Origin of the sequence: Singulisphaera acidiphila DSM 18658 (assembly GCF_000242455.2) — a bacterium.
GTDB lineage: Bacteria > Planctomycetota > Planctomycetia > Isosphaerales > Isosphaeraceae > Singulisphaera > Singulisphaera acidiphila.
On the sequence record NC_019892.1, the window covers coordinates 5570233 to 5588752 of the forward strand.

Here is an 18520-nt window from a genome sequence, read left to right on the forward strand (position 1 = left end):
GCCCCCCTTTAAGGTCGGCCCTGTCTTTCTCTCTTGAGGACGTGGGTTTTGGTCTTTCGGATGGGCCATACGTCCGGAGATGCGCGCTTATGGAACGCCGAGCGATCTCGATCAGTGGGATCGTGCAGGGAGTCGGACTCCGCCCCTTCGTTTTCGGGCTGGCGTCGGAGTTTGGTCTTCACGGCTTCGTGAAGAATCAGACGGGCGGCGTGCTCATTGAAGTGGAGGGGGAGGATCGTTCTGTCGATGGTTTCTTCGTCGCGTTGATGAAGCGGCCTCCGCCGCTGGCGCAGTTCGAGGAGGTGAGCTGGACGTCTTGTCTTCCTCGGAATGACACTTGCTTTCGGATCGAGGCGAGCAGCGCCGACGCCACGAGCCTGATTTTTCCCTCCCCGGACGTCGCCACCTGCGACGATTGCCTCGCCGAACTGTTCGATCCAGGCGATCGGCGGTATCGCTATCCGTTCCTGAACTGCACCAACTGCGGGCCGCGGTTCACGATCATCCGGAACGCGCCTTATGACCGTGAGCGGACGACGATGGAATCGTTCGTCATGTGCGCTGCGTGTCGCAAGGAATATGAAGATCCACATAATCGTCGGTTCCATGCCGAGCCGATCGCCTGCGCCGCGTGCGGACCTCGATTGCAGGCCGTCAATGCGCAGGGAAGATCCTTCGCGTCGGAGGACCCTCTGAAAGCCGCCGTCGCGGCGCTGAGTCAAGGGAAGATCGTCGCCCTCAAAGGTCTGGGGGGATACCACCTGGCCTGCCTGGCGGCGGATGAGACGGCGGTGGCGGAGTTGAGGCGGCGCAAGCAGCGCGACGCGAAGCCGTTCGCCCTCATGGTGGCCGACCTGGCCGGTGCACACGCGATCGCGGAGATTTCCACGAGTGAGGAAGCGTTGCTGGAATCGAGACGGCGGCCGATCGTCTTGCTCCGCAGGCGGCCGGGGGCGGACGTAGCTGTCGCCGTTGCCCCTGGTAATCACGACCTCGGCGTGATGCTGCCGTATACTCCGCTCCACCATCTCTTGCTCCGCGCCCTCGGCGCGACGCCCCTGGTGATGACTAGCGGCAACCGGTCCGACGAGCCGATCGCCTATGAAGACGATGACGCGCGGGAGCGGCTTGCAGGCATCGCCGACCTCTACCTGACCCATAATCGCCCGATCCATATGCGCTGCGATGACTCGGTGACGCGCCTTGTCGAAGGGAAAGAGCTCCCGCTCCGCCGCTCTCGCGGTCATGCCCCGCAACCGATGAGCCTGCCGGTTGCCTGCCGACGGCCCACGCTGGCGCTCGGGGGGCAGTTGAAAACGACGTTCGCCCTGGGACGGGGACGACACGTGGTATTGAGCCATCACCTCGGCGACCTGGACCACTATGAGGCGTATCGGGCCTATGTCGACGCGATCGCCCATTACGAACGCTTATTTGCATTTCAGCCGGAATTGATTACCCATGATCTCCATCCGGACTATGCGTCGACGCGGTACGCGGCCGAGCGTGCCGGGGAGATTCCTCGGGTTGCGGTCCAGCATCACCACGCGCACGTCGCGAGCTGCATGGCAGAGCATGGCCTGAACGAGCCGGTCATCGGTGTCGCCTTCGACGGGACCGGATATGGAACGGACGGCGCGATCTGGGGCGGAGAGTTCCTCACGGGCGATTACCTCGCCTTCCGACGTGCAGCCCACCTCCGCTATGTGGCGATGCCCGGCGGCGAGCAGGCCATTCGCGAGCCCTGGCGGATGGCCGTCGCACACCTGGCCGATGCCCAACCCCAGGACGGCTCGTCTTGGTTCGCGCGGATTCCGGCACCGGCCTTGCATGTTGTGAATCAGCAGTTGGAGCGGCGGTTCAACGCCCCGTTGACCTCGAGCGTGGGCCGGCTCTTTGACGCCGTCGCGGCCCTGGCCGGCGTGCGTGACCATGTCTGTTTCGAGGGACAGGCGGCGATCGAACTCGAACAGCTCGCATCTAACGTGGCCGCCGATCGGGCTTACCCGTTTGAGATCGAGGCCGGCCCGAGCCTCGTGATCGACACGAGGCCGCTGATCGCCGGGGTGGCCGCCGACTTGCGGAAGGGCTGCGCCGCGGCGGTGATCGGCCGCCGGTTTCAGACGACGCTGGTCGAGGTGATTGCCGCCGTCTGTGGGCGGCTGGCTGAGGAGAACGGGCCCAGCACCGTGGTCTTGAGCGGTGGGGTGTTCATGAACGTCTTGCTGACGACCGAGACGGTCGCCAGGCTGACGCGAGACGGGTTCCGGGTCTATCGCCATCAGCGCGTCCCTCCGAATGACGGCGGCCTGTGCCTGGGACAGCTTGCGGTCGCGGCGGCCTGGCAAGAGGCGGGGTTGGTCCTTGGATGAGGAGTTGCCGATGTGCCTCGGAATCCCCGGCAGGGTGGTCGAAACCTACACCGAGCACGACGTCCTGATGGGGCGCGTGGAGTTCGGCGGGGTCTATAAGCGGGTCTGCCTGGAGCACGTGCCCGATATCGTGGCGAATGAATACGTGCTTGTTCATGTGGGATTTGCCCTGTCGCGGATCGATGAGGTCGAGGCGAAGCGGGTCTTTGCGTTCCTCGAGGAGATGAATCAGCTCGACGACCTGGAGGCGCATTCGCCATGAAATATCTCGACGAGTACCGCGACAGCGTCGGGGCGGAAAAGCTTGCGGCGGCGATCGCAAGGACAGTGACCCGACCCTGGACGATCATGGAGGTCTGCGGCGGGCAGACCCACACCATCGTCAAGTACGGGATCGACCGGATCTTGCCCCCCGAGGTCGAGCTGGTGCACGGGCCGGGCTGCCCCGTCTGTGTGACGTCGCTCGAGATGATCGACCGGGCACATGCGATCGCCTCGAGGCCCGATGTGATCTTCTGCTCGTTCGGCGACATGCTGCGCGTCCCCGGGTCACGGGGTGACTTGTTGCAGCTCAAGTCGCAAGGGGCGGACGTCCGGATCGTCTATTCGCCGCTCGACGCCGTGAGCCTGGCGGCAGCCAACCCCAGCCGGCAGGTCGTCTTCTTCGCGATCGGGTTCGAGACGACTGCACCGCCGAACGCGATGGCCGTCTGGCTGGCCCGAAAACGCAGGCTGACGAACTTCAGCGTCCTGGTCTCGCACGTACTCGTGCCGCCGGCGATGACCGCCATCTTGCAGTCCCCGGGCAATCGGGTCCGCGCCTTCCTGGGCCCGGGGCACGTCTGCACGGTCGTCGGATGCGGTGAGTATGAGCCGATCGCCGAGCGGTTTAAAGTACCGATCGTCGTCACGGGCTTCGAGCCGCTCGACCTGCTCGAAGGGGTGCTCCGGGTTGTCCGCCAGTTGGAAGAAGGGCGTGCGGAGGTGGAGAACCAGTATGCCCGCGCGGTCCGGCCGGCCGGGAATCCGGCGTCGAAGGCACTCATCGACGATGTCTTTGCCGTCTGCGATCGCAAGTGGCGGGGGATTGGTCTCATCCCCCTGAGCGGTTACAAGCTCCGCCCCGAGTATCACGACCACGACGCCGAGGCGCGGTTCGCCGTCTCCAATATCGAGACCCAGGAGTCGGCGATCTGCATCAGCGGCGAGATCCTCAAGGGGCTCAAAAAGCCTCACGATTGCCCGGCCTTCGGCTTGACCTGCACGCCGCAAAATCCGCTGGGCGCGACGATGGTTTCCTCGGAAGGGGCGTGTGCCGCCTATTACGCCTACGGCCGGCATCTCGAGAAGACGAATTCCCGCGATGCGATGGTGCCCGTCGAAGACTTGCTGCCCCTCGGTGCCGGCAAGGAGGTTGTCCGATGAGCGAGCCTGCTGGGATGCTTGATCCCGAACTCTTCGGCGCCTGCCCGGTGCCTCAGTCGCGTTACGACCAGATCGTGCTCGGCCACGGTGGCGGCGGCCTCCTGACGAACGAGCTGATCCAGCGCCTCTTCGTCCCTGCGTTTCGCAATGATGTGCTCGAGGCACTCGAGGATCAGGCTACGCTCCGCTTTGGGACGGACAATGGCGTGAAGGCGCCTCGAATCGCGTTCACGACCGATGCGTTCGTCGTGCGGCCGCTCTTCTTTCCGGGTGGAGATATCGGCAAGCTTGCCGTACATGGAACGGTGAACGACCTGGCGGTCGGAGGCGCTCGCCCGCTCTTTCTCTCGGCGGCGTTCATCCTCGAAGAGGGGCTGCCGCTGGCCGACCTGAAACGGATCGTCGCCTCGATGCGCTCGGCCTGTGACGAGGCGGGGGTTACCCTGGTCACGGGTGACACCAAGGTCGTCGATCGTGGCAAGGGCGACAAGGTGTTCATCACGACCTCGGGCCTTGGCCTGGTTCCCGAAGGGCGCTCGCTCTCGATCCGGTCCGCACGGCCGGGTGATTGCCTCGTGGTCTCAGGGACGATCGGCGATCATGGAATTGCCATCATGTCGGTCCGTGAGGGGATCGAGTTCGAGACCGTGCTCGAGAGCGACACGGCCCCGCTGACCGACCTGGTCCGGGTCATGCTCGACGCCTGCCCCTCGATCCGGGCGATGCGCGACCCGACGCGCGGCGGTGTCTCGAGCGCCTTGAATGAGCTGGCCGAGGCGTCCGGCGTGGGCGTCCGGCTCGACGAGGCCGCCATCCCGGTCGGTGCCGAGGTCCGGGGTGCTTGCGAAATGCTCGGGCTCGACCCGCTCTATGTCGCCAACGAAGGAAAGCTGATCGCCGTCGTCCCCGCAGAGGATGCCGAACGGCTCGTCGCCGTGATGCGCACCCACCCGCTCGGCCGGAATGCCGCACTCATCGGCCAGGTCGTGGCCGAGCACCCAGGGATGGTCACCCTTCGCTCGATTGTGGGGGGGGAGCGAGTCGTCACCCTGCTCTCGGGCGAACAGTTGCCGCGCATCTGTTGAGGAGGTAGCTGGGGATTCATTTTAGCCCCGGAGGGGCGACCGTTTTTAGCCAGGGGTGAAACCCCTGGAAAGAAGATGATCTCAAATGAAGACCCTTTGCAGCCCCGGAGGGGCGACCGTCAAAAGTCGTGTGCTGAGTCTGACGGTCGCCCCTCCGGGGCTGCAATCAACGCGGACATCGGAATGTTCTCCAGGGGTTTCACTCCTGGCTAAAAACGGTCGCCCCTCCAGGGCTGGCCATCGACACAGGCATCGGAATGTTTTCCAGGGTTTTACCTTTGGCTACGGGTGCGGTCGCCCCTCGGGGCTGCTCATAAACCGTCGCGCGAAATTGAGGAATGAACGTGTGAATGCGAGGAGAGCCAGCACCCGTTGTTGATTTGCACCGAGCACCTACCGGAGAGGAGTCTGACCATGGTGGCGGCGACAGTGCCTTACGGCCGGAAGACGCAACACTCACCGGCGGTCAAGGAAGTCCACGTTCTCTGGATCACGGCCGGGCTCGGCTGTGACGGCGACACGGTCTCGATCACGGCGGCCACTCAGCCGAGTATCGAGGACGTTTTGCGGGGGGCGATCCCCGGACTCCCCAAGGTCTATCTGCATAATCCCGTACTCGCCTACGAGAACGGTGATGAGTTCATGAAATACTGGTACCTCGCCGACGATGGCCGCCTTGGCGCGTTCGTCCTCGTCGTCGAGGGGTCGATCCCCAACGAGAAGATTCACCGGGAAGGCTACTGGGCTGCGCTCGGGACGGACCAGAGGACCGGCCAGCCGATCACGACCTGCGAATGGATCGATCGGCTCGCGCCCAAGGCGGTGGCCGTTGTGGCGATCGGCACCTGTGCGACCTACGGCGGGATCCATGCGATGGAGGGCAACCCCACGGGTTGCATGGGCCTGCCCGACTACTTGGGCTGGGACTGGAAATCGAAGGCCGGGCTGCCGATCGTCTGCGTCCCGGGCTGTCCGGTTCAGCCCGACAACTTCATGGAAACGCTGCTCTACCTCCTCTATCAGGTGGCCGGCCTGGCGCCCATGATTCCCCTGGACGACTGCCTCCGACCCACCTGGCTGTTCGGGAAAACGGTCCACGACGGCTGCGACCGCGCAGGCTACTACGAGCAGGCGGACTTCGCCCACGAATACGGGTCGCCGAAGTGCTTGGTCAAGCTCGGCTGCTGGGGGCCCGTGGTCAATTGCAACGTGCCCAAGCGGGGCTGGATGGCCGGCATCGGCGGCTGCCCCAACGTCGGCGGGATCTGTATCGGCTGCACCATGCCGGGTTTCCCCGACAAGTTCATGCCCTTCATGGATGAACCCCCAGGCGCTCGCCTCTCCTCGGTCGCCATCGGGTTCTACGGCCGGGTCATCCGGAAGCTGCGCGGCTGGACGATGGATACGGCCAACAAGGAGCCGAAGTGGCGTCATCGCCGCCCCGAGCTGACCACCGGGTATCATCCACCAACCCCCGTCAAATCCTGAACCCAAGGAAAAAAAGGAGCCGAACGATGGCGACCGTTGTCACGCCCGAAAAAGATGTCCGCGCGTCGACCGGCCATCTTGTGGATATGTCGTGGGATCCGATTACCCGGATCGTCGGGAGCCTGGGGATTTACACCAAGATCGACTTTACCAACCACCGGGTCGCCGAATGCTACAGCACGTCGTCGATCTTCCGCGGTTACAGCATCTTCATGAAGGGTAAAGACCCGCGCGACGCCCACTTCATCACCAGTCGGATCTGCGGGATCTGCGGCGACAACCACGCGACCTGCGCCTGTTATGCCCAGAACATGGCCTTTGGTATTCGCCCGCCGAACATGGCCGAGTGCATCGTCAACCTCGGCGAGGCGGCCGAGTATATGTTCGATCACAATATTTTTCAGGATAATCTGGTCGGCGTCGACTTCTGCGAGACGATGGTCAAGGAGACGAATCCGGGCGTTCTCGATCTGGCCGAACGGACCGAGGCGCCGCACGCCGACCTCCACGGTTTTCATACGATCGCCGACATCATGCGGGCGCTCAACCCGTTCACCGGGTCGTTCTACCTCGAAGCCCTCCAGATGAGCCGGATGACGCGCGAGATGTTCTGCCTGATGGAAGGGCGGCACGTTCACCCCTCGACCCTTTACCCCGGCGGGGTCGGCACGGTCCCCACGGTCCAGCTCTTCACCGACTACCTCGTCCGGCTGATGAAGTACGTCGAGTTCATGAAGAAGGTCGTCCCTCTGCACGATGACCTGTTCGACTTCTTCTACCAGGCCCTTCCGGGCTATGAAGAGGTGGGCAGGCGCCGGGTGCTCCTGGGCTGTTGGGGCTCGTTCCAGAACCCCGACGTTTGCGACTACACGTATAAGAACATGACGGAGTGGGGCCGGGCGATGTACGTCACCCCCGGGGTGGTCGTCGACGGCAAGCTCGTGACGACCGACCTGGTTGAGATCAACCTCGGCCTCCGCATCCTCCTGGGCAGTTCGTTTTACGACGACTGGCAAGGGGGCGAGATGTTCGTCAAGAACGACCCCCTGGGCAACCCGGTCGACCCCCGCCACCCCTGGAACCAGACGACCAACCCGAAGCCGCAGAAACGCGACTTCAAGGACAAGTACACCTGGGTGATGTCGCCGCGCTGGTATGACGCGCGGACCAAGGAACACCTGGCCCTCGACACGGGGGGCGGCCCGCTCGCCCGGTTCTGGGCCACTGCGCTGGCCGGCCTCGTCGACATCGGCTACATCAAGGCGACCGGCCAGAGCGTCAAGATCTACCTGCCCAAGACCGCCACGAAGCCCGAAGTCGAGTTCGAGTGGAAGATCCCCAAGTGGAGCAACGCCATCGAACGCGACCGCGCCCGGACCTACTTCCAGGCCTATGCGGCGGCGGCGGCCCTTTACTTCACCGAGCAGGCGCTCAAGGAGCTGCATGCCGGCCGGACCAAGACCTGGACCGATTTCAAGGTGCCCGACGAGGCGATCGGCTGTGGCTTCCATGAGGCGGTGCGTGGAGTGCTTTCCCATCACGTCGTGATCCGAGGGGGCAAGATCGCCAACTATCACCCCTATCCCCCCACCCCCTGGAATGCGAGCCCGCGTGACATTTACGGCACGCCTGGCCCCTATGAGGACGCGGTCCAGAACACCCCGATCTTCGAGGAGAACGGCCCCGACAAGTTCAAAGGGATCGACATCATGCGGGCGGTCCGCAGCTTTGACCCTTGCCTGCCGTGCGGCGTCCACATGTTCATGGGCAACGGCAAGGTCCTCCAAGTCAACCACTCCCCCATGTTCGGCGCCCATCGACCGGAGTGACCACCCGTGAATGCTACTGACAACGACTTCCGCAGCCGGATCGGCCGGATCGAGGCGCTGATCGACGAGATCGAGCGCTTCGCCGATCCGGTTGTGCAGGGGCAGGCCCGCGAGATCGTCCAGGCCCTCCTCGAATTCCACGGCGCGGCCCTGGCCAACCTCGTCGGGCAGATCGCCGTCGCCGGCCCACCCGGCCGTGCGATCCTGGAGCAGGCTGCGGAGGACGAGCTGACCTCGAGCCTGCTCCTCCTCCACGGCCTTCACCCCCACGACCTGGAAACGCGGGTGGCCCAGGCGCTCGATCAGGTCCGCCCTCAACTCCACACGCACGGCGGCGACGTCGAACTGCTGGGCATCGACGGGGATGTGGTCCGGCTCCGCATGCAGGGGAGCTGCCACGGCTGTCCTTCCTCGGCGGCCACCCTGAGACAGACGATTGAGACGGCCATCTTCGGTGCCGCCCCAGACGTTGCGTCAATCGAGGTGGAAGGGGTCGTCGAGCCGGCGAACCTTTCGTCGCTTCTGCCGATCGTGACGCTGGAGCCGGCGCTGGCCGGGGGCGGTGTGCGCCGTGTCAATGCGCCTTGAAACGAGGTCGATGAGACTCATCCGAGTCGGAGAGGAGCCGTCATGAAGTCGACCTCACCGGCGGATCAACGACCGTGGGCCGTGCTTCGCCAGTTCGTCCGACCTCGGCCCCCCGTCGAGCGCTGCGAGCTTTGCGGCCTCGGGCTGGCGGCCGAGCATCCTCACTTGCTGGAATCGGCCACGCGGCAACTCCACTGCTGCTGTGACGCCTGCTCGATCCTGTTCAGCGGCCAGCACGAGGCTCGCTTTCGCCGAGTCCCGTCGCGGGCGGAGTCGCTTGATGACTTCCTCTTGAGCGACGAGCAATGGGAAGGTCTGCACTTGCCGATCAACCTCGCCTTCTTCATCCGAAGTACGGCGGCCGGGCGCGTGCACGCCTATTTCCCGAGCCCGGCGGGGGCGACCGAGTCGCTCCTGACGTTCGAGACCTGGGACCAACTGGCCAGGGAGAACCCGGTCCTCGGGGCGATGGAGCCGGAAGTCGAGGCCCTGCTTGTCAATCGGCTGGGAGAGAATCATACGTACTATTACGTGTCGATTGACGAGTGTTACAAGCTGGTCGGCCTGATCCGCATGCACTGGCGGGGCCTGTCGGGGGGGACGGCGGTCTGGGCGGAGATCGCTCGGTTCTTTGCGGGGCTCAAGGAGCGGTCTCGGCCGTCGGGAGGCGCACTCCATGCCGGACCTGAACTTTGAGGTCGAAGGGGCCGCGCCGGTCCCGTTTGCCGCGGCCCCTCAACTGAACTTCCAGCTCCGGATCACGGATTCGGCCGGAGCCGAATCGCTGCCGATCCCGGCTGTGGCCCTGCGGTGCCAGATCCGGATCGAGCCGACCCGACGACAGTATGGTCCGGGAGAACAGGAACGTCTTCTCGACCTTTTCGGCGAGCCGACTCGCTGGGGTCAGACGCTCCGGAGCATGCTCTGGACCCATACAAGCCTGATCGTCGCACCGTTTCGAGGGCGGACCCTGGTGGATCTCCCCGTGCCTTGCACGTACGACTTCAACGTCGCGGCCACCAAGTATTTTTATGCCCTGGAGGACGGTGAGGTCGCGCTCAGCTTGCTATTCAGCGGGACCATCTTCTACGCCGAGGATGAGCAGGGGGCGTTGCAGGTCAGTCCGATCTCCTGGGAGAAAGAGGCTGACTACCGGCTCCCGGTCCCGGTCTGGAAGGAGATGATGGAACTCTATTATCCCAACAGTGCCTGGCTCTGCTTGCGTCAGGACGTGTTCGATCAACTCTATCTGTATAAGAGCCGGCTCGGATTGCCGACCTGGGAACAGGCCATGGAACGCCTTCTGGACGCTTGCCGTGAGCGAGTGGAGCCATGAATCAGAGTCTCGTCGACCGGCTCGTCAACGCCCTCCTCTACGAGGGCTATCTGTTGTACCCCTACCGCCCGTCGGTGAAGAACCGCCAGCGCTGGTCGTTCGGCGGCCTCTATCCGCCGGAATACACGGCGGGCCGCCCGGGGGCGGATGCGTCCACGATGCAGACGCAATGCCTGGCCCGAGGATCTCCAGGCACTGCGCTGACTGTCTCCGTCCGCTTCCTCCATCTCGTCGCGCGTCAGGTTGGCGAGTTGGACGCTTCGTGGGGCGATGGGCCAATCGATGCGTTGACCCCGGTCCGCTTCGTCGAATCACTGCGGGTCGGCGACTCCGTCGTTCACTCGTGGCAGGAAGCGGTCGAACGGGAGATCCGCCTGGACGACGTGGACCTGGGGGGCCTTGCTGCCCATCCGCGCCGCCTTGGCTTTCGGTTTGGCGCTGGAGTGGGGCGAGAGCCGGTGCGCGACCCTTCCGGGAGTCTGGTCGGGCTTCTCGAACGGCGGCAAAGTTCGGTGGAAGGCGTGGTTGAGCTCTCGGCCGAGGCCGTGGGGGACAGCCTCTTCCGGATCACGGTTCGGATCGAGAATCAGACGCGATTCGAGGCTCTGACCGATGACCGTGAGGAGGTTCTCATGCAGACCTTGGTCTCGACGCATACGTCGCTCGGCATCCGGGAGGGTGCGTTCATTTCATTGCTTGACCCCCCTGACTCGTTGTGTGCGTTGACGGCGGGCTGCCGGAATGAAGGGACATGGCCGGTGCTCGTCGGGGCCGAGGGGGACGTCGACACGATCCTGTCGTCGCCGATCATCCTCTACGACTATCCGCAGATCGCGCCGGAAAGTCCGGGAGACCTTTTCGACGCGACGGAGATCGACGAGATCCTCACGCTCCGGATCATGACGCTCAGCGACGACGAGAAGCGTGCGATGGCCGAGCTCGATGCGCGGGGGCGCGGCCTCTTGGAACGGACCGAGTCGCTCGCCCGTGGTCAGCTCATGGAGTTGCATGGGTCGATGCGCGAAGCACGCCCGTTCTTGGGGAGAGGAGGGGAGAGCCATGGAGCGTTGGGATCCGACTAACGAGCCGCCCAAGCTCCAGAGCGTTCGGGTCGCCGGGGTCGAGTTTCGGTTGGGCGCTCCGGTCCGGCTCTGGCCGCTGGGCACGGCGGATATCATGGACCTGGCCTTGAAGGGGAAGACCGCCGTCATTGCGGCCATCGAGCAAGACTTCGAAGACCGGATCCACCTCGCCGTGACGGTGGACGATGATCCCGGGCGCGACCTGGGCGCGGCGGGAAAACCGGGGCATCGCTTCTTCTTCCGGCCCGAGGAGGTCGAACCGCTCGGCGACGAGCCGGAGGCTCCCTCATGACCATGACCATCCACCCGCAAATCCTCATCGCCTGCGTCGGGAACATTTTCCTGAGTGACGATGCGTTTGGCCCCGAGGTTGCTCGCCGGCTGGCGGGTCGCCCCCGGCCCGACGGGGTACGCCTGGTCGATTTCGGCATTCGTGGGTTTGACCTGGCGCTCGCCCTCCTCGACGACGCGACCGACGTTGCCATCCTGGTCGATGCCGTGCCGCGTGGCGATGCGCCTGGCACGCTCTATGTGATCGAGCCCGAGTGGGAAAGCGGGGTTGAATGCGACCCCCATGAAGGGGCACTGATCGAGACGCATTCACTCGATCCCGTAAAAGTCTTTCGCCTTGTCATTTCCCTGGGGGGGTATCGCAAGCCTGTCCTGCTGGTCGGTTGCGAGCCGACCCCTTGGAGAGAGGAGGACGACCCGACGATGGAGCTGAGCGAGGCGGTTGCGGGGTCCGTTGACGATGCGGTCCTCCTGGTCGAGTCGCTCGTCACGCAGTTCCGCGAGGGGCAACACGTCGGCGCTCGAGCGGTTTCGGGCGATTTGCACACCTGAGTCTCAAGAGTGGAGGTCATCGATCCCAATGAAAGTCCTTGAAGTGTTTGCCGGATTGGCGATCGGCGTGGTGACGCTGCTGATCCTGGTTGTGGGGAGCCTCTTTGCTGTTGGATCAATGGGGAAGTACATCAAGAATAAATCGATGTAGGGCGGCCGGATGCATGAGCTTGGAATTGCGCAGGAGATCGTCACGATGATCTGCGAGCGTTCGGGCGGAGCGCGCGTCCGTCGCGTCGTCCTGGAGATCGGCAAGCTCTCGGCGGTCTTGCCCGACGCCGTGCGGTTCTGTTTCGACCTCTGCGTCGAAGGCACCGTCGTGGAAGGGGCGAGCCTGGTCATTCTCGAGCCTCCCGGCCTGGCCCGGTGCCGCGAATGCGGGGGTGAGGTTGGTCTCGATCGCCCGTTCGGCCGTTGCGAATGCGGCAATACCGACCTCGAGTGGCTCTCGGGCGAGGAACTGAAAATCAAGGAATTCGAGGTGATTTGATGTGCACCACCTGCGGATGCTCCGACAGTTCAAAACCGAGGCTCACCAACCTGGAAACTGGGACGACGATTGCGCTCGACGAGCCTCCGGGGCATGACCATAGCCATCCCCATACGCACGATCACGGCCATCCCCACGAACACGCGCATTCTCACAGCCACACTCATTCTCATCCCCATTCCGAGCCGCTCGGCACGACGATTTCGCTGGAAGCGGCCGTTCTCGCCAAGAACGACCGGTTGGCGGAGCGGAATCGCGGGTGGCTTGCCGGACGCTCGATTCTGGCTCTGAACCTGGTCAGCTCACCGGGGGCGGGCAAGACGACCTTGCTCGAGCGAACGATTCGTGACCTGGGGGATGAGCTGCTGCTTTCGGTCATTGAAGGGGACCAGGAGACCCTGAACGATGCCGAGCGGATCCGGGCGACCGGCTGCCGCGTGGTCCAGATCAACACCGGCACGGGCTGCCACCTCGACGCCGCCATGCTGGCCCGAGGTCTCGACCAGCTCGACCCGCCGCCCCGCTCGGTCGTCCTGATCGAGAACGTCGGCAACCTCGTCTGCCCGGCGCTTTTCGACCTCGGCGAGCGGGCCAAAGTCGTCATCGCCTCCGTTACCGAAGGGGACGACAAGCCGCTCAAGTACCCTCACATGTTCAGGGCCAGCGCCTTGGTGGTTCTCAACAAGATCGATTTACTCCCGTATGTTCCCTTTGACGAAGCCCGCTTTCTCGATCACGTCCGCCAGGTCAATCCCGCCCTCCGCGTGCTACGTGTCTCGGCGACGACGGGCGCTGGTCTTCCCGATTGGTATCAGTGGCTCCGTGCGCAGGCTGCCCCTGGCTTGGAAGTTTCGGATCACGTCCACGAATCAGTAGATTCTCGGAGAAAGGTGTGAGGATTCTGTTGGATCTCAGCGGGGAACCCGATTGGGGACTCCTCTGGCGAAGTGGATCGCTCATTCGGTAGCCTATCGCGTTGGTCGAGGACGCAGGAGCACGCATTTGGGTCGAGGCTCCGTCGAAATCATGCGGTCCTCGTCGCGTGTGGAGCCCGCTCTTCATGGCAGCGATCCTCATCCCGGTCCCGGCCGGTTTTCGGTTTATTCCCACAGTTCTCAGTCATGGCTGGTATCAACTTCCTCCGTTTTCCTACGATCACGAGAGCCAGGTCCTGGCGCGGGTCCACCAGTTCCGTGACGGCGGGGTGGCCCGGCTTCGGATTGGCCAGGGGGAGAAGGAGAGTTCCGTCGAGGTGGCCGTCGAGGGGAGGGGGCGACTCACACGCGAGCGCCGTGAGGAGGTCGTGCGGGTGGTCGGTACCTGCCTGAACTTGACCCGGGACCTGTCTCCGTTCTATCGCTCGACCCGACGTCGGCCGGAATACCGCTGGGTCGAGACGATGGGGGCAGGGCGGATGCTCGTGTCTCCCACCGTCTGGGAGGACATGGCGAAGACCCTGCTCACCACGAACACAAGCTGGGGGGCGACGATCCAGATGTGCCGCCGCCTGGCGACTCTCGGCGAGCCGCTCGGCGAGGGAGAGCACAGCTTCCCGACTCCCGAGCGGGTCGCCAGCCTGAGCGTCGACGCTCTGAACGACCACGTGCGCGCCGGCTACCGCAGCGCCTACCTGAGCCAACTCGCTCGGGCGATCGCCGAGGAAGGGTTGGACCTCGAGTCGTGGCGCGAGCCGGGAACCCCCAGTGACGACCTCTTTCGCCGGATCAGGGGCCTGAAAGGGTTCGGCGAATACGCCGCCGGAAGCATGTGCCGGCTGCTCGGGACGTTCGACCGCCTCGGGCTCGACTCGAGCTGCCGCGCCTCGTTTCGCGAGCGGAACGGAGGCGAACTGGCCAGTGATAAGCAGATCGCCCTCTACTACGAGCCGTTCGGCGAGTGGTGTGGGCTCGCCTTGTGGATGGACGTCATGAAACCCCACCTGGCGGAATATGCGGGAGCCATCGCTCGTCGCCAAGGGGAAAACTCTATTCACAGGTGAGTGATTGATCGATCGAAACACGTCCCTGTGCGAACGATTCCTGGCGAGGAGAAAGAATTCGCAAAAGGAGCGCGAACTTCTCAGGGGCGGATGCCGTCTTCTCTCGGCAAGGACGAAGAATTGACGCGGGCCAAGGTGGTCTGCGAGCACGACCGAAGCAAACGCATAACATAACGAAGGTTGGGTGGGCGATGCGGGCATTCTGTAATCTATCACGAGCACAAGCGGACCGTGCCGGTTCAGACCGCTTCGCCGGTGCTCCGACGGATCGATGTGCCTGCTGCCTGAGCGAAAACTTTCGCACCTGACGCCCGACCGCAGACCTTTTTTATGGTCTCCCGCGGCCCGGCGTCACGCGACGCCGGGCCGCTTCGCGTTGCAGCCTCGTGCTCCCTCTTCCCTGGGATCGCGGGTGCCCCGCCCGCATTCTGATTCTGTCACTATGACCTTCAATATTGGTATGAGCGAGTGTTCTCTTTGATAATGAGGAATCCTATGTTTTGTGCTCATGAGGTAGGGGCCGCCTACCGCTTTGCCAAGGCGGAAGCGCGGGTTCAAATCCCGCTGAGCACTCTTTCGGGGATCGGCTAACGGTAGGCCACCGGGTTTTGATCCCGGCGATGGAGGTTCAAGTCCTCCTCCCCGATTCGATGCGTCGGCCACAATGGCCAGATCCGTCGTCGAAATTTTCTAAAATGCAGCCATGCTGATGAATTGTCCTCGGGGTGTGAGGGAGGCACGCGACTCTGCGAAGGTCGAGGGCCAGGTTCGACTCCTGGCGAGGGCATTCCTTTTCCGTCGGATCCCATCCAATCCCTGAAGACGCTGGAGCCAGATGGCCAGGCGACCGGTTGCAACCCGGTTGAAGTGGGTTCGACTCCCACCGGCGTCTCTTTGTAAGCAAGCGACTGGTCCCGTCAGGCCCGCGGCGCGTCCGCCTTGTCATTAACGATTGGAAAGGGCGTGTTCCGTGCAGGGAATCGAAACCGGGGCGAGACCAGGTCGTGGTAGCTCAGCGGTAGAGCACCAGGCTACAAACCTGGAGGTAACGGGTTCGACTCCCGTCCACAACACGCTACGATCGGTCCTAACCGGCCGACCGTTGCCGGGATGCTAAGAACATCTCGACCACCATTCAGCCCGAGGGGGATGGGCGACCGAACCGGTCGGCCTTCGTCGTGACCGAAACATCGTCGAAAGAGGATGCGTAAGTCCAGGCGAGGGCAACGCATGCCAACGCCCTGCAGCACGCAGATTCCGCCGCCTTTGGCCGACGGAAAAAGGAGGCCGACGCGGGGCCCTGTCATCGTGGGTTTGCCCCCACGATGCCAGGCGTCCCCGAGGAAGCCCCCCTGAAACCATCGGCCGGAGCGGCTCAAGCGAGGCTCCGCGTCTTACTGCGTGACCACCGGTTGTTCCGTCCCCTGACGGCTTTTTATCCACTTTACTCTTTTATGAATTCGTTTTTTATCATGAAACAGCCACGAGGTAGGCCTGCCGGGTGTTGTGCCGGAGGCGGGGAGGTATCGTAATGTTCTTCTGCAAGTCGATTAAAATTCATAGCTTTGAGATGGGCCTCTTCTTCCGCGCGGGCGAGTTCCGCGGGTTGCTCGACCCTGGTACGCACTGGTACTTTGACCCGCTCGATCGGGTCAACGTCGAGGTCGTCTCCCGGCGCCTGCCGTTCCTCCAGCACGAGAAGCTCGACCTGATCGTCAAGTCGGGCGATCTGAAGGGGCACGCCCAGGTCTTCGACCTGGAGGATGGTCAGCGTGCCCTGGTCTGGATTGACGGTCGGTTCTCGCGGATCTTCGCGCCCGGCCAGTACGCCTACTGGACCGATCAGCGGGCGGTCCGCGTCGAGGTGGTCGATGTGCGTCGGCCGCGGTTCGAGCACGAGGAGTTGAAGGTCATCGCCCGCACTCCGTCGGCCCGCGAGCAACTGGATATGGGCGCTGTGAACCGGGGCTGCGTCGGTGTGCTGTTTCTCGACGGCCGGTTCAGCGAGATCCTCGAGCCTGGCCCGTGGGCTTTCTGGAAGGGGGTGGCGGACGTTCGCGTGGTGGAAGTCGACCTTCGCGAGGTCACGCTGGACGTGACGGGTCAGGAGATCATGAGCGCTGACAAGGTGACGCTGCGGCTGAACGCCGTGGCCACCTATCATGTGATTGACCCTCGCCAGGCGGTCTGCGCGACGGACGACTACAAGCAGGCTCTCTACCGAGAGGCCCAGCTTGTGCTCCGAGCGGTTGTGGGAGCCCGCGAGCTCGATTCCCTGCTGGTCGACAAGGAAGCCGTGGCCAGTGAGGCCGCCGCGCTCCTGGCGCCTCGGGCCGAAGGGCTCGGGCTTCGGGTCTCGGCGCTCGGCATCCGCGATCTGATCCTCCCGGGCGACATGAAGAACCTCATGAACAAGGTGACCGAGGCGAAGAAGGCCGCTGAGGCCAACCTCATCACCCGTCGCGAGGAAACGGCCGCGCTCCGCAGCCAGGCCAACTCGGCGAAGCTCCTGGTCGATAACCCAATGCTCATGCGACTGCGCGAGCTCGAGGTCCTCGAGAAGGTTGTCGCCACCGGCAAGCTTAGCGTCATTCTCGGCGAAAAGGGCCTCGCCGACCGTGTGGTGAACCTCATCTGACGTGGAATTCACGTGTCCCCATGTAGGGCGGTTCGTCCGGGCTCAATTCCCAAAGAAAAGAGTCGCGGGCGGGCCGCCCTTTGTCGTTGGCCGAACTCAATCAAGCCGTGGGGTCCTCGTGCTCCAGGGCGGATTCCTCGTCGGCCCAGATTGCGAACGGGTCCTCGAGCTTGGCCCAGGCGGATTCGCCGGTGGCGACTTCGTAGTCGGTCAGCACGCAGGCGCCGAGGCGTGCTCTGAGCTGGTCCTGGTCGAGCTCGCTGCCGATGAAGACGAGTTCCTGGAGGCGGTCGCCGAACCGGTCGTCCCAGTCGTCGAGGGCGGCCTGGCACTCATCGAGGTCCTCCGGCCACTCGGATTTCGGCACGGCGGCGAGCCAGCGGCCGATCGGCTCGATTCGGCAGGCGCCACCGGCCAGCGAATACCCGGCGACGAAGTCGGGTCTCGAGGCGATCCAGAATTGGCCTTTGCCGCGGAGCAGGCCGGGGAACCCTTCGTCGAGGAAGTCGTGGAATCGGCGCGGGTGGAACGGCCGGCGGTCGCGGAAGACGAGGCTCGTGATTCCGTACTCGTCGGTCTCGGGGACGTGTTCGCCGCGCAGCTCCTTGAGCCAGCCCGGCGCCTGCGCGGCCCGCGCGAAGTCGAACCGGCCGGTGTCGAGCACGTTCGCCAGCGGGACCTGGCCGAAGGCGGCCCGCACGATCTCGGCCTCCGGGTTGAGGCGTCGGAGAAGAGCCTCGAGCTGTTCCAGTTCGGCCTGCGAGACGCGGTCGACCTTGTTGACCACGATCACGTCGGCAAACTCGACCTGATCCACGAGGAGGTCGACGACTGTGCGGTCATCGTCTTCGCCGAGGGCGAGGCCGCGTTCGGTCAACTCCTCCGAGGCAAGGTAGTCGGCGAGGAAGCTCGCGGCGTCGACGACGGTGACCATCGTGTCCAGCCGAGCCAGGTCCGACAGCGATCGCCCTTCGTCGTCTTCGAAGGAGAAGGTCTCGGCGACGGGGAGCGGCTCGGAGATACCGGTGGATTCGATGAGGAGGTAGTCAAACCGTCCTTCGCGGGCGAGCCGGCCCACCTCGACGAGCAGGTCCTCACGGAGGGTGCAGCAGATGCAGCCGTTTGTCATCTCGACGAGCTTCTCTTCGACGCGGTTCAAGGCATTGCCGTCGCGGATGAGCCGGGCGTCGACGTTGACCTCGCTCATGTCGTTGACGATGACCGCGACCTTGCGGCCCTCGCGGTTGTTCAAGACGTGGTTGAGAACCGTCGTCTTGCCGGCGCCGAGAAATCCGGACAGAACGGTTACCGGCAGTTTCTCGCTCATCTTTGTGATTCCCTGTTA

Annotated in this window: 18 protein-coding genes and 5 tRNA genes; 22 read left to right on the top strand and 1 reads right to left on the bottom strand. The window is 64.0% G+C overall.

Features of this window, described 5'->3' with window-relative positions; all coding sequences use genetic code 11:
• Positions 1 to 89: 89 nt before the first annotated feature.
• The 22 genes from hypF (at position 90) to SINAC_RS22075 (ending at position 17175) form a co-directional block, all read left to right on the top strand.
• On the top strand, positions 90 to 2372 hold the full coding sequence (gene hypF / locus SINAC_RS21995) for a carbamoyltransferase HypF (RefSeq protein ID WP_015247792.1): 2283 nt from the start codon (positions 90 to 92) through the stop codon (positions 2370 to 2372).
• Between the two features lie 10 nt (positions 2373 to 2382).
• Positions 2383 to 2634: a HypC/HybG/HupF family hydrogenase formation chaperone gene (locus tag SINAC_RS22000; RefSeq protein WP_015247793.1), complete on the top strand. Its 252-nt coding sequence runs from the start codon at positions 2383 to 2385 to the stop codon at positions 2632 to 2634.
• On the top strand, positions 2631 to 3797 hold the full coding sequence (gene hypD / locus SINAC_RS22005) for a hydrogenase formation protein HypD (RefSeq protein ID WP_015247794.1): 1167 nt from the start codon (positions 2631 to 2633) through the stop codon (positions 3795 to 3797). Before SINAC_RS22000 ends, hypD begins: the two co-directional genes overlap by 4 nt.
• The gene (gene hypE / locus SINAC_RS22010) at positions 3794 to 4882 is read left to right on the top strand and encodes a hydrogenase expression/formation protein HypE (protein WP_015247795.1); all 1089 of its coding nucleotides are present in this window, start codon (positions 3794 to 3796) and stop codon (positions 4880 to 4882) included. Before hypD ends, hypE begins: the two co-directional genes overlap by 4 nt.
• A gap of 414 nt (positions 4883 to 5296) precedes the next feature.
• Entirely contained in the window at positions 5297 to 6370 is a 1074-nt protein-coding gene (locus tag SINAC_RS22015; RefSeq protein WP_015247796.1) for an NADH-quinone oxidoreductase subunit B family protein, read from the top strand.
• A 26-nt stretch (positions 6371 to 6396) separates the two neighbouring features.
• A complete protein-coding gene (locus SINAC_RS22020) occupies positions 6397 to 8199 on the top strand; it encodes a nickel-dependent hydrogenase large subunit (RefSeq protein ID WP_015247797.1) in 1803 nt (600 codons plus the stop codon).
• Between the two features lie 6 nt (positions 8200 to 8205).
• Positions 8206 to 8787 carry a NifU family protein gene (locus tag SINAC_RS22025; RefSeq protein WP_015247798.1) on the top strand — a complete coding sequence of 194 codons (582 nt, stop codon included), beginning with the start codon at positions 8206 to 8208 and terminating at the stop codon, positions 8785 to 8787.
• Positions 8788 to 8829: 42 nt separating this feature from the next.
• Positions 8830 to 9483, top strand: coding sequence for a DUF5947 family protein (locus SINAC_RS22030; protein ID WP_015247799.1), 654 nt, complete (start codon positions 8830 to 8832; stop codon positions 9481 to 9483).
• Positions 9464 to 10123: a DUF6084 family protein gene (locus SINAC_RS22035; protein WP_015247800.1), complete on the top strand. Its 660-nt coding sequence runs from the start codon at positions 9464 to 9466 to the stop codon at positions 10121 to 10123. Before SINAC_RS22030 ends, SINAC_RS22035 begins: the two co-directional genes overlap by 20 nt.
• Positions 10120 to 11205 carry a hypothetical protein gene (locus SINAC_RS22040; RefSeq protein WP_052315658.1) on the top strand — a complete coding sequence of 362 codons (1086 nt, stop codon included), beginning with the start codon at positions 10120 to 10122 and terminating at the stop codon, positions 11203 to 11205. Before SINAC_RS22035 ends, SINAC_RS22040 begins: the two co-directional genes overlap by 4 nt.
• Positions 11183 to 11497 (top strand): hypothetical protein, encoded by a 315-nt coding sequence (locus tag SINAC_RS38155; RefSeq protein WP_052315659.1) that lies wholly within the window; start codon positions 11183 to 11185, stop codon positions 11495 to 11497. Before SINAC_RS22040 ends, SINAC_RS38155 begins: the two co-directional genes overlap by 23 nt.
• Positions 11494 to 12048 (top strand): hydrogenase maturation protease, encoded by a 555-nt coding sequence (locus SINAC_RS22045; protein WP_015247801.1) that lies wholly within the window; start codon positions 11494 to 11496, stop codon positions 12046 to 12048. Before SINAC_RS38155 ends, SINAC_RS22045 begins: the two co-directional genes overlap by 4 nt.
• 28 nt (positions 12049 to 12076) lie before the next feature.
• Positions 12077 to 12199 carry a hypothetical protein gene (locus SINAC_RS41580; RefSeq protein WP_015247802.1) on the top strand — a complete coding sequence of 41 codons (123 nt, stop codon included), beginning with the start codon at positions 12077 to 12079 and terminating at the stop codon, positions 12197 to 12199.
• 9 nt (positions 12200 to 12208) lie between these two features.
• Positions 12209 to 12538, top strand: coding sequence for a hydrogenase maturation nickel metallochaperone HypA/HybF (locus SINAC_RS22050; RefSeq protein WP_015247803.1), 330 nt, complete (start codon positions 12209 to 12211; stop codon positions 12536 to 12538).
• Positions 12538 to 13434, top strand: a complete 897-nt coding sequence (gene hypB, locus SINAC_RS22055; protein WP_015247804.1) for a hydrogenase nickel incorporation protein HypB — start codon at positions 12538 to 12540, stop codon at positions 13432 to 13434. Before SINAC_RS22050 ends, hypB begins: the two co-directional genes overlap by 1 nt.
• A 164-nt stretch (positions 13435 to 13598) precedes the next feature.
• Positions 13599 to 14537 (top strand): DNA-3-methyladenine glycosylase family protein, encoded by a 939-nt coding sequence (locus tag SINAC_RS22060; RefSeq protein WP_015247805.1) that lies wholly within the window; start codon positions 13599 to 13601, stop codon positions 14535 to 14537.
• A gap of 502 nt (positions 14538 to 15039) precedes the next feature.
• Positions 15040 to 15110: transfer RNA gene (locus tag SINAC_RS40105), tRNA-Gly, on the top strand.
• Positions 15111 to 15113: 3 nt separating this feature from the next.
• Positions 15114 to 15184: transfer RNA gene (locus SINAC_RS22065), tRNA-Gln, on the top strand.
• 69 nt (positions 15185 to 15253) lie between these two features.
• Positions 15254 to 15324 (top strand) — tRNA-Arg (locus SINAC_RS40110).
• A gap of 34 nt (positions 15325 to 15358) precedes the next feature.
• A tRNA-Cys gene (locus tag SINAC_RS40115) sits at positions 15359 to 15429 on the top strand.
• Positions 15430 to 15538: 109 nt separating this feature from the next.
• Positions 15539 to 15610 (top strand) — tRNA-Cys (locus tag SINAC_RS22070).
• A gap of 458 nt (positions 15611 to 16068) precedes the next feature.
• The gene (locus SINAC_RS22075; RefSeq protein ID WP_015247806.1) at positions 16069 to 17175 is read left to right on the top strand and encodes a slipin family protein; all 1107 of its coding nucleotides are present in this window, start codon (positions 16069 to 16071) and stop codon (positions 17173 to 17175) included.
• Between the two features lie 100 nt (positions 17176 to 17275).
• Here SINAC_RS22075 and zigA read toward each other — a convergent pair whose 3' ends face one another.
• Complete coding sequence (gene zigA, locus SINAC_RS22080) at positions 17276 to 18502, bottom strand: zinc metallochaperone GTPase ZigA (RefSeq protein WP_015247807.1); 1227 nt, start codon at positions 18500 to 18502, stop codon at positions 17276 to 17278.
• Positions 18503 to 18520: the final 18 nt, after the last annotated feature.